We start from the raw sequence: 16,414 nt of genomic DNA, 5'->3' as shown, positions 1-16,414 counted from the left end.
GATTAATACTATTGAATGTTTATATTAATCAATGCCGGTTTAACTAAACTTGTGCACCACCGCTTTAATAACACTGGAGGTTATCCAAGATGTCTGTAGAAAACGTTCTATCGTTAATCCAAGAAAACGAAGTAAAGTTTGTAGACCTACGCTTTACCGATACTAAAGGTAAAGAACAGCATATTTCTATTCCTGCTCACCAAGTCGATGCAGACTTCTTCGAAGAAGGTAAGATGTTCGATGGTTCTTCTGTTGCTGGCTGGAAAGGCATCAACGAGTCAGACATGGTGATGATGCCGGATGCATCATCTGCAGTTCTAGACCCATTCACGGAAGACGCAACTCTAAACGTACGTTGTGACATCCTAGAGCCTGCAACAATGCAAGGCTACGATCGTGACCCACGCTCTATCGCTAAGCGCGCTGAAGAATTTATGCGTTCTACTGGCATCGCTGACACCGTTCTTGTTGGTCCAGAGCCAGAGTTCTTCCTATTTGATGACGTCAAGTTCAATACAGACATGTCTGGTTCTTTCTTCAAGATTGATGACATCGAAGCAGCATGGAACACAGGTGCAGAAATCGAAGGCGGTAACAAAGGTCACCGTCCAGGTGTTAAAGGCGGTTACTTCCCAGTAGCACCTGTGGATTCTTCTCAAGACATCCGTAGCGCAATGTGTCTGATCCTTGAAGAAATGGGTCAGGTTGTTGAAGCACACCACCACGAAGTTGCGACAGCTGGTCAGAACGAAATCGCTACGCGTTTCAACACGCTGACTGAAAAAGCGGACGAAATCCAGGTTTACAAGTACGTTGTACACAACGTTGCACACGCATTCGGTAAAACAGCAACCTTCATGCCTAAGCCACTTGTAGGTGACAACGGTTCTGGTATGCACGTTCACCAGTCTCTGGCTAAAGATGGCGTTAACCTGTTTGCAGGTGACAAGTACGGCGGTCTGTCTGAGACAGCTCTTTACTACATCGGTGGTATCATCAAGCACGCTCGCGCAATCAACGCATTCGCGAACGCATCTACAAACTCATACAAGCGTCTTGTTCCAGGCTTCGAAGCACCAGTTATGCTAGCTTACTCTGCTCGTAACCGTTCTGCTTCTATCCGTATCCCAGTGGTACCAAGCCCGAAAGCACGTCGTATCGAAATTCGTTTCGGTGATCCAACAGCTAACCCATACCTATGCTTCGCTTCTATGCTTATGGCTGGTCTTGACGGTATTAAGAACAAGATCCACCCAGGTGAAGCAATGGATAAAGACTTGTACGACCTACCAGCAGAAGAAGCGGCAGAAATCCCAACTGTTGCATACTCTCTGAAAGAAGCACTAGAAGCTCTAGATGCTGACCGTGAGTTCCTAACGGCTGGCGGTGTATTCTCTGACGACTTCATCGATTCTTACATCGACTTGAAAGGTCAGGACGTAGAGAAAGTGAACATGACAACTCACCCAGTTGAGTTCGAACTTTACTACTCTGTGTAATATTGATGTAATTATTTACATAATTATTAGGCTCGCCTCGCAGGCGGGCCTTTTTTATATTTCACTTTAGTTAACAACCCCTTAGCATTAGGTTAAATCTCCAGCAATTTAGCGTGTCGCACCCACCATTTAAAATCAGGTCAACAGACCCTTATAACAGAGGCGCGACGTATCCTTTAACGTGACTCTACACTGGTGCTTAAAATGAAACTGATCACCCTACTCTCTGTGCTTAGTTTGATGATTGCCCCTGCCGCCATTAGCCAAACGGTCTACTCTTGGGTCGATGATGACGGCATCCTCCATATTAGCGATACGCCTCCAGATGGCGCTGCCAAACAAAAAGATTCCTTTGTGCTGCCAGACAGTAACGCCAGCGCACCCGCGCCAGTCTTCGCTCCTGCAAAATCGTTGAAAGACAAAAAAACGGCTAAAGCTAAGGCTGCCGAAAAAGCCAACGCTACAGAAAAACAAGAAAGCAAAAAGCCAGAAAAGACGGCGCCACTTTCGATATCCATCAGTAATCTGCAACAAGATCAGACGCTTCGTAGCAACCGGGGCATCATTAACATTCAGGTTGAACAAAACAGAAAACTTGGTATCGGTGAGCAACTCCAGCTCATGCTAGACGGAAAACCTTATGGCGCTCCGCAAACCAAGCCATTATGGCAACTCATTAACGTCGATAGAGGCACACATGTACTTGCAGTACAAGCAGTTATAGGCGGCAAGCTTATTGCATCTACCTCTCCAGTAACGGTGCATTTGCATCGGGCGAGGGTGAAATCTGCGGGATAGCAAGGAATAACGGACTTTATTCGATTCGTTAACTTTTTCTTTTTAGGTTCATGCCCCATACTAAATAAGCATCGCACCATTTTGGTGCAAACTAAAAGGTAAGGACATGACCACCCACGATCTGCGCTCTACCGCGATTCTCGATAATGTTGTGACGGCAACCATGCTGCTTAATGAGCAGTTAGCCGTCCAATATGCCAACCCTGCGGCAGAGCTTCTGTTTTCTCAAAGTGCAAAGCGCTTACAATCCAGCATGTTGGCAGACTTGATCCAGCACGCATCCATGGATTTGAGCATGCTGACCCAACCGCTCCAAACGGGTCAGAGTATCACCGACAGTGATGTCACCTTTGTGATAGACGGAAAGCCAGTGATGGTGGAAGTGACCGTCAGCCCTTTTACCTGGGAAAAACAGCTCTTACTTCTGGTCGAATTGCGCAAGATTGGGCAACAAAGACGTTTAAGTCAGGAGCTCAACCAGCACGCGCAGCAACAGGCTGCAAAAGTCCTTGTTCGTGGGTTAGCACACGAAATCAAAAACCCTCTCGGCGGTCTTCGCGGCGCCGCGCAGCTATTATCGAAAATGCTGCCAGACCCAAGCCTGAAAGAATACACCCAAATCATCATTGAACAGGCAGATCGCCTTAGAGCTCTTGTCGACAGGCTGTTAGGACCTCAGAAACCGGGAGAAAAACGAGAAGCCAACCTGCACGTTGCATTAGAAAAAGTGCGCCAGCTTGTGGAACTGGAATCCAGCCAGTCTATCCAGATTCATCGGGATTACGACCCGAGCCTGCCGTCGCTGATGATGGATTCTGATCAGATTGAGCAAGCCTTACTGAACATTGTCAGTAATGCTGCACAGATATTAGCAGAGCAGGAAAACGGGCAGATCACTCTTCGCACCAGAACGGTGCATCAGGCGAATATCCACGGTCAGCGCTATAAGCTGGCTGCCAAACTGGACATCATCGACAACGGTCCGGGCATACCGAGTGAGCTGCAAGACACCTTATTTTATCCCATGGTCAGTGGTCGCGAGGGCGGCACTGGGCTTGGGTTGTCGATATCACAAAATTTAATTGACCAGCACCAAGGAAAAATCGACGTAGAAAGCTGGCCGGGGAAAACCACATTCACCATTATTTTACCGATTAAGTGAAATACGCATTGCTGTTAGGAGAGAAGAATCATGAGTAAAGGGTATGTATGGGTCGTCGATGACGACAGCTCCATCCGCTGGGTAATGGAAAAAACCTTGTCCTCTGCACAAATCCAGTGCGAAACCTTTGCTGATGCTGAAAGCGTCCTGATGGCTTTTGAACGCCAGGTTCCAGACGTTCTGGTGTCTGACATTCGAATGCCCGGCATAGACGGGCTCGACTTACTCAAAGAAGTCCACCAGCAATACCCAGACCTGCCCGTGATTATTATGACGGCGCACTCCGACCTCGACGCGGCAGTGAATGCCTATCAAAAAGGGGCATTTGAATATCTGCCTAAACCATTTGATATTGATGAAACCTTAACGCTTGTCGAACGCGCGATTGCCCACAGTCACGAACAACGAAAACACCAGTCAACGACCGACGCTTTCACCAGTAACGCTCCGGAAATCATTGGTGAAGCACCGGCGATGCAGGAAGTGTTTCGCGCCATTGGTCGCTTGTCTCGCTCTTCTATCTCGGTGTTGATCAATGGAGAATCCGGGACAGGTAAAGAACTGGTTGCGCATGCCCTTCACCGCCACAGCCCTCGTGCTAAAAACCCTTTCATTGCCCTGAATATGGCCGCGATTCCAAAAGATCTGATTGAATCTGAGCTGTTTGGCCATGAAAAAGGCGCGTTTACTGGTGCCAACACCGTTCGTCAGGGACGTTTCGAACAGGCCAATGGCGGCACACTGTTTTTGGATGAAATTGGTGACATGCCACTAGACATTCAAACGCGCCTATTGCGGGTTCTGGCAGACGGGCAGTTCTACCGAGTGGGCGGTCACTCCCCTATCAATGTGGATGTTCGCATCATTGCTGCGACTCACCAGAATCTGGAAAAACTGGTACATGAAGGGGATTTTCGTGAAGATCTCTTCCACCGCCTGAACGTAATTCGGGTTCATATCCCCGCTCTGCGAGAACGTAAGCAGGACATCGAAAAACTGGCGCAGCATTTCTTAAGTCTTGCGGCTGAAGAGTTGGGCGTCGAGATGAAAACCCTGCACACAGACACCATCGCCAACCTGAATCAACTTCCCTGGCCAGGAAACGTTCGTCAGCTAGAGAACATCTGCCGATGGCTCACCGTAATGGCGAGCGGAAACGAAGTCCTTCCTTCTGACTTGCCACGAGAGCTCTTTGAAGACACAAAAACCATGCCCACTTCGCATGAAAATGGCGGCTGGCAGTCTCAACTAGAAGAATGGGCAAAAGAAGCACTTACTTCTGGTGAAACTGAGATCCTTTCTTATGCACTGCCAGAATTTGAACGTATACTCTTAAAGACAGCGCTAAACCATACGAATGGTCATAAGCAGGATGCGGCTAAAGTCCTGGGGTGGGGTCGTAATACACTCACTAGAAAACTAAAAGAGTTAAACATTCAGTAGAATTGTTTAAAAAAGACTCGCTAGCTTGTTTTCTAGCCTATACAATAGCGCCACTCCGACCAAATACAGAATGGCGTCCACTAACTTTATCTAGGGCAATGGCGAGCAACAAGATTACATTACGTACTGCAGTGATTTTACCTTTTGTGATCGTATTTATGTTCACTTTCGGTGTCATTGCGTTTGTTCAGAAGAGCAGCTTCGAAAACATGGTGTCTAACCTGAGCCATAAGCAGCTTATTGCCTTTACTGAGAACGTCAAAAGTCGCCTTTCTATCTTTCTTGATGAACCTTATCAAGCCAACATTACACTGAGTAAATCTCTCGAATTTAACGGTTTGTATGAACGCGGTGATCTGACCCGCATTGAAGATTATCTCTCAGTGAGTTTTAACCATCTCTATAAAAACATTCCCCATCTGGATGTGGTGGCTTTTGGTGGCAAAGAAGGGGAATTCGTCGGCTTTCGACGCGAGCCCGCGTCCGATTTCACTCTGATGCTCAAAGATAACCGAACGGAAGACGATCTGGTGATTTTCGCTGGGCGTAAAATCGAGTCTGGTGTGAAATCTTCCTTTCAGGGATACGACCCAAGAATTCGCCCTTGGTATGTACCTGCAGCAGAATCGCGCATGCCCGGATGGTCAAATATATATACCAACGCGGACGAGCGTCAGGAAATCACTCTAAGTGCCACTAACCCGGTCATTGTGGACGAAGAGCTGATCGGTGTGATGGTTGCAGACATTAAGATCGACACCTTCAACAATTTTCTGATTTATCAAAAGAAGCGTACCGCGGCTTCCATATTCATCTTCGATCAGGATAATCGGCTGGTTGCCCATTCCGATAACTCCAGCGTGGTTTCTAAAGGCACACCGAACACAGTGAAAGGTCAACGGCTACAAGCACAGGAAAGCCCAAACCCTGTCATTCAGGCGAGCGCACAATACATTCTGGATAACCAGCTTATCGCCAGACAAGCCAGACCCGAAATGTTCTACTTCGTTACCAATGGCGAACGCTATTTCAACAAGCTATCTCGTTACGCCAATCCTTACGGCTTAGAGTGGTACATCGTGGTGACCATTGCTGAGCATGATTTGCTTGGAGACTTACCTCAGCAGCAACAGCGCGGCTGGCTGATAGGATTAACCGTTAGTCTTGTTGGCTTTCTGCTTGGCGTGCTGGTGTTCAACCGGATTACTCACCCCATCACAACCACGGCAAACGCCGCCAGAGAAATTGCCAAGGGCGACTGGGACAGCCCGATGCCGGAGCCGGGGAAAATTTTCGAAACCAGCATGTTGGTGTCTGCCTTCAACAACATGACCCATAACCTCAAGTCCTCTTTTGAAGCGCTGCGTACGCAACTGGTTTATGACTCTTTAACTCAGCTGTACAGCCGACAAGGGCTGATTGAAACCAGCAGTAATTTGAACAACTCTCGCCCTGGCTCTTTGATTCTTATCGGAATCGATCGTTTTCGCGACATCAATGACAGCCTAGGGCATTACAGTGGCGACCAGTTGCTGACCATCATCGCTCAGCGCCTCAAAAATCTGTGCAGTGATCGGGCGCTGCTGGCGAGAGTTGCCGGAGATGAGTTCGCCATTTACGACCCGAGTAACGGTTCTGAAACGGCGGTTGAGCATCTGGTGACTCGTATCAAACAATCCTTCAGTGCCCCTTTCAACATGGGTACAGAAACCGTGGTGGTGAATGTTTCCATCGGTATCGTGCTTTCCTGCGACCAAAACGACATGAGTACCTGGTTAAGAAACGGCAGCATCGCACTCAGCCACGCCAAACAGGATGCGCTACGAGTCGTTTACTATCGCCCTGAAATGGCGGACGTTTCTCGTAAGAAAACTCAGACTCTGGCAAGCCTGAATGAAGCCATTGCCGCCAGTGAATTTGTTCCTTTCTATCAACCTATTATTGATTTAGAAAGTGGGGAAATTGTGGGTGCAGAAGCTCTGGCGAGGTGGGTTTCAGAAGAAAATGGTGTCATACCACCGCTCGATTTCATTCCTGTGGCGGAAGAAAGTGGTTTAATTGGCGATATTGGCTCTCAGGTTCTGCTTAAAGCATGTACCGATACCGCGACAGCCATTCAAAATGGTCAGTGGCATCCCGATTTCAGTTTGCATGTGAATCTGTCGGTCAATCAGCTATCACAACCCGGTTTCACTGAGGAGCTGGAAATGGTGCTGAAGTACACTCGCCTTAGCGCACAAAACCTGACACTAGAGATTACCGAGTCCAAGATTGTCGATAATGACCCTATCATTCTGAAAAACATGCAAGCCATCAAAGACTTGAATGTGAAAATTGCGATTGATGATTTCGGTACGGGTTACTCTTCGCTCGCCTACCTGCATAAGCTGCCATTTGATTGTCTGAAGATTGATCGCTCTTTCATCGTTCAGATGGAGCGAGAGCAGATAGACACTTCGGTCGTCGCAGCCATCGTTAACATCACCAAAGGCTTTAAGGTCAACCTCGTGGCAGAAGGTGTTGAAACCACCGAGCAAGCTGAACTACTGCGCATGCTCGATTGTCCTCAAGCTCAAGGATTCCTGTTCAGCCGACCTGTCCCATTTTCGGAATGGCCAACAGATTTGGTGAACATAAAAGAAAAGCAGTCCTGATCAAACAATAAACTGCTGTTCTCCTACTGACAGGTTACTAAATGGTTTTTATACTTAGCCAAATTAGTCGCATTTAGGAAGTCAACATGATCACCAAGAACCTGCCGTTAACTGACATACACCGCCATTTGGACGGTAACATTCGCAGCCAGACTATCTTAGATCTGGGCAAAAAATTTGGCGTGGCACTTCCAGCGTACGACATAGAGTCGCTTCGTCCACACGTTCAGATTGTTGAAGCCGAGCCTTCCCTAGTGGCTTTTCTTTCAAAGCTGGATTGGGGTGTTGCGGTACTGGGCGACCTAGACGCGTGTCGTCGTGTGGCTTATGAAAACGTAGAAGATGCGATGAACGCGCAAATCGACTACGCAGAGCTGCGTTTCTCTCCTTACTACATGGCAATGAAGCACAAGCTTCCGGTTGCCGGTGTGGTGGAAGCGGTAGTCGATGGTATTCAGGCGGGCGTTCGTGACTTTGGTGTGAAAACCAATCTTATCGGAATTATGAGCCGTACTTTTGGTCAAGATGCCTGTCAGCAAGAGCTTGATGGTCTTCTTGCACACAAAGACCATTTAGTCGCGATTGACCTAGCGGGTGACGAACTGGGTCAGCCGGGTGACCGTTTCGTTAAACACTTTAATCAGGTAAAAGACGCGGGGCTGCAAGTGACCATTCACGCAGGTGAAGCTGCAGGTGCAGAGAGCATGTGGCAGGCAATCCAAGAGCTTGGCGCTGTTCGTATCGGTCATGGTGTGAAAGCGGTTCACGATCCTAAGCTGATGGATTATCTGGCTGAGCACGGCATCGGCATTGAGTCTTGCTTAACATCCAACGTTCAGACCAGCACTGTTGAATCACTGGCTGCACACCCACTGAAAACCTTCCTTGAGCATGGCATCAAAGCGTGCATCAACACCGATGACCCTGCGGTAGAAGGCATTGAGCAACCCTACGAATTTGAGGTTGCAGCCCCAGCAGCAGGTTTGAGTCAGGAGCAGATTCGCCAGGCACAAATCAACGGTTTGGACATTGCATTCCTATCGGAAGCCGAAAAAGAAGCGCTACGCGAAATGGCGAAAAATCGCTAAAAGTAGAGTGTTAAATAACAAAGGAGGCAATCGCCTCCTTTGTTTTTATATGGACCGAAAAATCAAGCCACACCATGCCCTTTTGATGCAGTCCAGACTCGATACCATTGCTCGCGAGTTAGAGTAATGTCTTTCGCTGCAACTGCGGTTTTCACACGTTCGATCTTACCGCTCCCAATGATTGGGATAGGACGAGACGGTAACGCCATTACCCAGGCAAACACCACCTGATCAATTGACTCAGCCGATACCTCTTCTTTGATTTCTTCCAATACTTTCAGCACTCGCTGGTGCTGGTCTGTGGTTGGGTTAAAGAGATTGCCCCCAGCTAAACAAGACCACGCCATAGGGCGACGGCGCTGCGCCTGCAACTGATGCAATGTTCCATCTTCCAGGCTTTGCATGTTGATTGGGTTAATTTCAACCTGATTGGTGACCAGTTTGATGTCGAGATGAGATTGCAGTGATGCAAATTCGTGGGTCGAGAAATTAGACACACCAAAGTTCAGCACCTTGCCAGAACTTCTCAACACTTCAAACGCTTCCGAGACTTCTTCGGGTTGAAGCAAAATATCCGGGCGGTGAAGTAAGAGTGTGTCCACATGGTCAACGCCTAACTGCTTTAACGAGCGCTCCACTGAGGAAATGATTTCCTCGCGTCCACTGTCGTAGTAAGCGATTCCCCCATCAGACTGAGGCGCAATAATACCCAGTTTTGTGATGATATGGAGCTGCTCACGGAGTGAAGGCTCCAACGCCAGTGCTTCGCCAAACAGGGTTTCACATGGAACGTCGCTTCCGTAGATTGCTGCATGGTCGACGGTTGTAATACCCAGTTCCACATGCTGCTTTACAAAATCCAAACGCTCGGCTGGAGACATTCCCCATTCACCCATACGCCAGTAACCTTGAATCAACTCAATATCTGAAAGAGGGTCACCATTGTAGTTGCTTTTATCTTTTTGATTTGAAGACATAATTCCACCTATAAGACGCTTCTCATTTCTTAAATAGTAGACGGCACTTTTAGTCTATTGAACCCTATTCTCTGAATTAACTATTCTCTATAGAGAACAATAAAATGTGATATAAGGGATAATGTCATTAAAAGGAGTACTAATGAAACTGCCGCAAGAGATGAGACTGCACAAAAGGTTCGAACGCTATTACCTGTTTAGCGTGGTGGCAGAATGCCTTAACTTCGGGCAGGCGGCAGATAAGCTAGGCATCTCACGCAGTTATCTTTCTACCCAAATCAATGCTCTGGAACGCGATCTGGATGTCACCTTGTTGATCCGCACCACCAGAAGTGTTCGCCTGACACAAGCAGGTCAAAAGGTATTGTCGCAGATGCAAGGGGTTACCTCTTCGGTGCAGACAATGGAAAAGGAGATTAGGAAATCTGCCTCTGCAATTGAAGGCAAACTGACCATTACCTGCGCCGCGATTTTTGGACAACGCTACTTAACGCCTGCGTGCCGAGCCTTTCGTAAACTGCACCCGGACATCGAGTTCGACATCGACATTGGCTATACCAATCAAGACCTCACCCAACAGCCATTTGACCTTGCTATTCGAGCGACTAACACGCCGCCCGCCAATATGATTGCCAAGCATCTGATGGATTATCAGCATTTATGCTGCGCGTCTCCGGATTATCTCAATCTCTATGGCACCCCACAGACACCTGAAGAACTGGCTCGGCATAACTGCCTGTCAGACCCGCATCTCACCACATGGCGCTATCAACATCAGGGATTCGAGCGAGAGGTTGAGACTAAAGGACAGTTTTACGCCAACGATAATTTTTTACTCTATGAAGCCGCTGTTCAGGGAGAAGGCATCATTAAACTGCCTGATTATTTGGTGCAGCCTGCCATTCAAAAAGGGCAGCTAACACCGATTCTTACCAGTTACTTTACCCAGACTCGTGGCATCTATTTGATCTTTCCACAACAACTCAAACAAAGTGAGGCGTTACTCGCTTTTGCTCAGTTCTTACAGAATTGGGTTACGACCAGCAGCATCAATTGAAATACGAGCGCAGATTGGCACAATCTTATTGAGAAACAGAAAACTCAAAATAGTGTTTCATTTCAGCAATATCCCGTCACACCAACGACGTTTTCCAGTAGAATAGTGCCTACGTCAATTGAGCTGTATGAACATGAAAAAAATTATTCCTTTGGCTACTACAATAGCCGCTTCACTGACTTCATTACCATCCCACGCAAAAAACGAAGCCCTAGAGACTTATGGCGATATTGCCCAGATTGGCATTCCGCTGACTGCGGCAATGATTTCCTGGTACAAGGACGATACGGAAGGTCTGATTCAACTTACCGAAGGGGCGCTCTACAACGCATTAGCCACGCACGCGATAAAGTTTGCCGTCAATGCTGAGCGCCCGAATGGCGGCAACCATTCGTTTCCATCAGGGCATACTTCGGCTGCCACACAGGGGGCGGCGTATTTGCAGTTTCGCTATGGTTCTGCCTACGGTATTCCAGCGTACGGAGCAGCAGCTTTGGTGGGGTATTCTCGTGTAGATGCCAATCACCATTACTGGCGTGATGTGATTGCCGGAATGGCATTAGCAACCGGCGTTCAGTATGCGGTAACTGAACTAGGCTACTCTGTCACTGTGTTGCCGTATTTTACTGGAGAAGAAACCGGAGTGACCGCTCAAGTACGTTTCTAAGCCTGAATACAAAGTACGTTAAGCAATGACGTGCCCTTGAGCTGAGTGACTTTCCCGCTAGTAAAGAAGCCTTGCTGACTGATGCCCCAATAGGGCAAATGCAGAGGCCACTTCTCTCTCGAAAGCTCTCCAGAATCAAGTATGCCTTGCCACTCTTTCTGGGTGGCAAGGCGCATACCTAGCAACCCACACACTTCTGTAGCCGAGTCATAATCCATACGATTCCAGGGCTTGTCGTATTCCATATAGAAATGCTCGTAATCCCGGATAAACGGGATCGCGTAGGTCTTCTCGCCCAATTTGGCTTGCCTGCGAACCAGAATATCCATCTCTGCCGCCTTTGATGCCGTTGATTGCTCTGGTGGCGTAACAACCATTTCTGGAGCAGGAGCAGGAGCAGGAGCAGGAGCAGGAGCAGGAGCAGGAGCAGGAGCAGGAGCAGGAGCAGGAGCAGGAGCAGGAGCAGGAGCAGGAGCAGGAGAGGTTACAGCAGATGGCGCTTTTGCCGGAGCACTTTTTGCGGTCTGTGTCGCCGCCGTTTGAGAGGATTGATTCCTTATCTCTCGGATAAAGGCATCGCTGTATTTTGGAAGCTTACGGATCTGCCGCCACTCTTTGAGTGCTGTCGCGTAATCATCGTACGGACCAATCAAGCAACGATATTCTTTGCCATAGCGCATCATCCAGACATCGGTCGAAATTCTCTGATAAACGGCTTTTGCTTTTCTCAGGGCAAGGGGCTTATCTAAAATGCCGCATTGAATCCAGAACAATTCCGCACTTCGGGAAGGTCCGCGTTTTCCCCACAGACCGTCACCAATTGGGCAATCGTTCTTGAGGACAGGAAGCTCGTTAGTGGATGCCTGGGTTGCATCACACAGATATTCATCTGCCAGTGCGGGTTTGACAGCACTCACCCCAACAAGCAGCGTCGCCGCGATAGCGATCATCCATTTCATTGTTGAATTCGTGTCCATAACCTTCCCCCACACATTGCCTCCATAGCTATGTGAATGCAAAAAAAGAGCCTGCATAACGCCGGCTCTTAAGTTTATGAATATTTCCGATGGGAAATCAATGGTATTGGATCACCCTTTATAGATTTTCGGGTTAAATACATCTCGTAACCAGTCACCCAACAGGTTGATCACCAGTACCAAGGTCACCAATACCAGACCTGGGAAGGCAGTAATCCACCATGCACCAGAGAATATGTAGTTAAATCCGATACTAATCAGCGCACCTAATGACGGCTGATCAACTGGCAAACCCAAACCTAGGAATGACAATGCCGCTTCAGACATGATGGCATTCGCCACCTGCACGGTAGAGATAACCAGAATGGGTGACAGACAGTTAGGAAGAATGTGGCGGAACATGATACGAGGCGATTTAAAGCCCATCACGCGCGCTGCTTCCACGTATTCTTTTTTCTTCTCAGCCAACACTGATGCTCGAATGGTACGTGCATACTGTGGCCATTCCGCCACACCAATGATCACCACCAGCATCACTACCGCATATTGAGCGTAGAAGTCACTGCCGAAACTGGCTTTGAAAATCGCCGAAACGATGATTGCCACCATCATGGTTGAGAATGACAGCTGAACATCAGCAAAACGCATCAAGAAGCTATCGATACGACCACCGAAGTAACCCGCAGACAGACCAATGATGATGCCCAAGAAAAGCTGTAAACCTACCGCCAAGAAACCAATCGTCAGCGACAGGCGAGAACCGTACAAAATGGTGGAAAAAATGTCACGACCTTGCTCATCGGTTCCAAGAAGGAATCGCTCGTCTCCATCTTCCATCCACGAAGGCGGAAGTTCAGAGTCCATGATATCAATTGAAGACAAATCGTATGGGTCAGACGGTGCAATGATCGGTGCCGCCAACGCCATCACCAAGAACAGCATAAACACGGTAAAGCTGAACATGGCGACTTTGTCTTTCAGGAAGTAGTACAAAAAGTCGGATTGTTTAAAGCGCTCCCAACTTGATGGAGCAGCATTTGTGTTATTCATGGTTATGCTCCTTTACCTGTCAGGTTCACAGTTGGGTTGATGATGCCGTACAGCAAGTCAACAATGGTGTTGGTCACCACGAAAATCAGCCCAACAAAAATCACGTACGCTGTAATCAGCGGTGTGTCTACACGGTTAATTGCTTCAAGGAAAAGGAAACCAGTACCTGGCCACTGGAAGACCGTTTCAGTCAGAATGGTATAGGCCACCATAGTACCAATCTGCACACCACCTACTGTAAGAACAGGTAGCATGGTATTTTTCAGTGCGTGCTGGTAGTAAATCTTGTTCAGTGCCAGACCTTTTGCCTTACCAAACTTGATGTATTCAGAGCTCAGCACTTCCAGCATTTCAGAACGTACTAAACGAATAAACAATGGCAGCATAATGGATGACAGCGCCACACATGGCAGAATCAAGTGTGACAAGCCGTCTAGCGTAAAGAAGCCAGACTCCCACCCGAGCACGTTCGCGGTATCACCCCGCCCATAGGAAGGCAGCCAGCCGAGCTCAATGGAGAAAACGTACATCAGCATAATGGCGGTAAGGAAAACCGGAATCGAGATACCGATGCTGCTTCCTGCCATGACAATTTTGGTAAAGATGCTTTTTGGATGAATGGCGGAATACACACCCAATGGTATCGAACACACGATAATGATGAGGGTTGCCCCAAACACCAGTTCCAGTGTTGCCACCAGCTTATCCAGAATGACTTCAACCGCAGGGCGCTTGAAGAAATAAGATGTCCCTAGATCACCTTGTAGTGCATTGCCTACAAAGCGTGAATATTTGGTAATGAATGGATCGTTGAGCCCTAGCTCATCACGCAAGGCTTGTCGCTCTGCTTCCGAAACCGACTGACCTACCAGTTCCCGCAATGGGTCGCCAAGATTATCCTGAATGGCAAACGCCACCAAGCTGATCACAAACATCACTATCAGTGCCTGAAACAGGCGCTTGACGAGAAACGTAAACATTCCTTGCCCCTTAACTTTCCATGACTTTCATGTAATACCCTTCAGCCTCAAAAGTGGTACCTGGCTCGACTGAAAGAAAAAGCCAAGCACCAAAATAGACGAATCTATCAATCACCGACTGTTGGTTGTTTTATTGATACGCCAGACCTGCATTCAGGTCTGGCGCAAGTGGTGAAAGCTTCGCTTACTTAACAACCAAGTCGCCGAAGTAAGGGAAGTTCATACCGTTGATGATTGGACCAATTTCCACATTGCCTTTTGCAGCCCAAGAAGGGTCTTGCCAATGCAGAGGAACGAACGCTGCTTCGTTGTATAGAATCTCTTCTACTTTCTTCAGAGCCGCGCTACGCTTACCAAGATCCGTCATCTTGTTGGTCTCTTCGATCAACTTGTCAACTTCTGCATTTGAGTAGTGACCACAGTTGTACTGACCTTTACCTGTGTCTGCATTACGCGACATCGCCAAGAACTCAGTGAAGTTACCTGAATCTTCTGTATCTGGGTGCCATCCGATCATCAGCATGTCAGCCGCACATTTATCAAACTCTGGCCAGTACTGCGCTTTAGGCATAGTTTTCAGATCAACCTTGATACCGATCTTAGACAGCATTGCCGCCGTTGCCTGAGCGATCTTGTCGTCGTTCACGTAACGGTTGTTTGGCGCCATCATGCTTAGATTGAAGCCGTTCTCGTAACCCGCTTCTTTCATTAGCTGCTTCGCTTTCTTAAGATCGTAACGAGGCTTAAGATCTGGGTTGTGACCAACAAAACCAACCGGGCTTTGCTGACCTGCAGCCGTTGCCGCACCTTTCATTACTTTCTTAGTGATACCTTCGTTGTTGATTGCGTAAACAATCGCCTGACGAACACGAGCATCTTTCAGTGCAGGGTTGCTGTTCTGGTTCATCTGGAACGTGATAACACGGGTACCAGGCATGGTGTATAGGTCAACGCTGTCTGCTTTCTGAATACGCTTGTAGTCGTTTGGTGCAACAGGAGCAATCATGTCTACGTCACCCGCAAGCAGTGCAGCAACACGAGTCGCATCTTCTTTGATTGGAACCAGTGTTAGCTTATCAACGTTACCTTTCGAGCTGCTGTCCCAGTAGCCATCGAAACGCTCAAACGTCACTTTCACGCCTTGCTCACGCTGCGTGATAACGAATGGACCCGTACCAGAAACGTTAGTCGATGCGTACGAGTTACCGTGCTTCACTAGCTCGTCTTTCGCTTTACCTTCCGCCGTATTACCTGAGTAGAACTTGCTGTCCATTGGGAACAGGTAAGTCATTACGTTTTCAACAAGTGGGTAAACGCCGTCAGTTTTAATTTCAACTTTGTAATCGCCTGCTTTAGTAACAGAAGCGATTGGACCAAAGATACCTTTAAAGTCCGGAGAGTTTTTCAGACGATTGAATGTCCAAACGACGTCGTCTGCAGTCAACGTGTTGCCTGAGTGGAATTTAACGCCCTGACGAATGTTGAAATGCATTGTTTGACCATCAATACGTTCCCAAGATTCAGCCAAACGAGGTTCGAATTCCATTTTCTGGTTAAAGCGGATAAGAGGATCAAATACCATGTGAGACATTTGCAGTGTGCCACCAGACAGCTGCTCATGTGGGTCCAGTGATACTGGGTCAGCATCGTAAGCAACTGTGATGTCTGCAGCTGCAACGCTGAAACTCAAGCCTGCAGCCATCAGCGCCATCGCTAATTTGGTCTTTATGGTTTTCATTGCATAACTCCTTATGCGGGAATCCAATCCCTAGTTGTTGTCTGTGTTGTGTTATTGCATTGCCACCAAGTCGCTAGGCGATCTTGATGTCTTCTCTTAAGCCTGTGAACTCAGGCATCAAAGAAATCAGTTGTTTACTGTACTCATGCTGCGGATCAGTAAAGAGCTGTTCCGTCGGGGCAACTTCAAGCAAAGTACCCATCTGCATCACGCCAATTCGGTCACACATCTGTCGAATTACCGGAAGGTCGTGACTAATAAACAGCATAGTCAAGTTCAGTTCGTCCTGAAGATCTTTGAGGAGGTTGAGAATCTGTGCCTGCA

Annotated in this window: 13 protein-coding genes and 1 pseudogene; 8 read left to right on the top strand and 6 right to left on the bottom strand. The window is 47.9% G+C overall.

Going from position 1 to position 16,414, the window contains the following annotated elements; genetic code table 11:
- The first annotated feature begins 89 nt into the window (after nucleotides 1–89).
- The 6 genes from glnA (at nucleotide 90) to add (ending at nucleotide 8,644) form a co-directional block, all read left to right on the top strand.
- Nucleotides 90–1,499, top strand: a complete 1,410-nt coding sequence (gene glnA / locus RH89_RS19365; RefSeq protein ID WP_004405631.1) for a glutamate--ammonia ligase — start codon at nucleotides 90–92, stop codon at nucleotides 1,497–1,499.
- A 204-nt stretch (nucleotides 1,500–1,703) separates the two neighbouring features.
- Complete coding sequence (locus RH89_RS19360; protein ID WP_004405630.1) at nucleotides 1,704–2,297, top strand: DUF4124 domain-containing protein; 594 nt, start codon at nucleotides 1,704–1,706, stop codon at nucleotides 2,295–2,297.
- Nucleotides 2,298–2,403: 106 nt separating this feature from the next.
- Nucleotides 2,404–3,459: a nitrogen regulation protein NR(II) gene (gene glnL, locus RH89_RS19355; protein WP_004405626.1), complete on the top strand. Its 1,056-nt coding sequence runs from the start codon at nucleotides 2,404–2,406 to the stop codon at nucleotides 3,457–3,459.
- Nucleotides 3,460–3,489: 30 nt separating this feature from the next.
- Complete coding sequence (glnG, locus tag RH89_RS19350; protein ID WP_004405625.1) at nucleotides 3,490–4,902, top strand: nitrogen regulation protein NR(I); 1,413 nt, start codon at nucleotides 3,490–3,492, stop codon at nucleotides 4,900–4,902.
- Between the two features lie 98 nt (nucleotides 4,903–5,000).
- Nucleotides 5,001–7,556: a phosphodiesterase GepA gene (gene gepA / locus RH89_RS19345; RefSeq protein WP_004405623.1), complete on the top strand. Its 2,556-nt coding sequence runs from the start codon at nucleotides 5,001–5,003 to the stop codon at nucleotides 7,554–7,556.
- Nucleotides 7,557–7,642: 86 nt separating this feature from the next.
- A complete protein-coding gene (gene add / locus RH89_RS19340) occupies nucleotides 7,643–8,644 on the top strand; it encodes an adenosine deaminase (RefSeq protein WP_004405621.1) in 1,002 nt (333 codons plus the stop codon).
- A gap of 62 nt (nucleotides 8,645–8,706) precedes the next feature.
- Here add and RH89_RS19335 read toward each other — a convergent pair whose 3' ends face one another.
- Nucleotides 8,707–9,621 carry an aldo/keto reductase gene (locus tag RH89_RS19335; protein ID WP_004405620.1) on the bottom strand — a complete coding sequence of 305 codons (915 nt, stop codon included), beginning with the start codon at nucleotides 9,619–9,621 and terminating at the stop codon, nucleotides 8,707–8,709.
- 142 nt (nucleotides 9,622–9,763) lie between these two features.
- On the opposite strand from RH89_RS19335, the gene RH89_RS19330 reads away from it, so the two are divergent.
- The gene (locus RH89_RS19330) at nucleotides 9,764–10,678 is read left to right on the top strand and encodes a LysR family transcriptional regulator (protein ID WP_004405619.1); all 915 of its coding nucleotides are present in this window, start codon (nucleotides 9,764–9,766) and stop codon (nucleotides 10,676–10,678) included.
- 133 nt (nucleotides 10,679–10,811) lie between these two features.
- The gene (locus RH89_RS19325) at nucleotides 10,812–11,345 is read left to right on the top strand and encodes a phosphatase PAP2 family protein (RefSeq protein WP_022609613.1); all 534 of its coding nucleotides are present in this window, start codon (nucleotides 10,812–10,814) and stop codon (nucleotides 11,343–11,345) included.
- Here the strand turns inward: RH89_RS19325 and RH89_RS29760 are convergent.
- From RH89_RS29760 to RH89_RS19300, 5 genes and pseudogenes are all read right to left on the bottom strand, one after another.
- Nucleotides 11,342–12,322: an SPOR domain-containing protein gene (locus tag RH89_RS29760; protein WP_038146742.1), complete on the bottom strand. Its 981-nt coding sequence runs from the start codon at nucleotides 12,320–12,322 to the stop codon at nucleotides 11,342–11,344. The two genes, RH89_RS19325 and RH89_RS29760, sit on opposite strands and share 4 nt — an antisense overlap.
- A 111-nt stretch (nucleotides 12,323–12,433) precedes the next feature.
- Nucleotides 12,434–13,372 (bottom strand): ABC transporter permease, encoded by a 939-nt coding sequence (locus tag RH89_RS19315; RefSeq protein WP_004405616.1) that lies wholly within the window; start codon nucleotides 13,370–13,372, stop codon nucleotides 12,434–12,436.
- A gap of 2 nt (nucleotides 13,373–13,374) precedes the next feature.
- Entirely contained in the window at nucleotides 13,375–14,352 is a 978-nt protein-coding gene (locus tag RH89_RS19310; protein WP_004405615.1) for an ABC transporter permease, read from the bottom strand.
- A gap of 184 nt (nucleotides 14,353–14,536) precedes the next feature.
- Nucleotides 14,537–16,090 (bottom strand): ABC transporter substrate-binding protein, encoded by a 1,554-nt coding sequence (locus tag RH89_RS19305; RefSeq protein ID WP_004405613.1) that lies wholly within the window; start codon nucleotides 16,088–16,090, stop codon nucleotides 14,537–14,539.
- A 73-nt stretch (nucleotides 16,091–16,163) separates the two neighbouring features.
- Nucleotides 16,164–16,414, bottom strand: a pseudogene (locus RH89_RS19300) (ABC transporter ATP-binding protein); the annotation flags it as partial.

Origin of the sequence: Vibrio nigripulchritudo ATCC 27043, assembly GCF_000222685.1 — a bacterium.
Lineage (GTDB): Bacteria > Pseudomonadota > Gammaproteobacteria > Enterobacterales > Vibrionaceae > Vibrio > Vibrio nigripulchritudo.
Note: the sequence above shows the minus strand (reverse complement) of the source record. Positions and strands in the feature narration are given on the sequence as shown.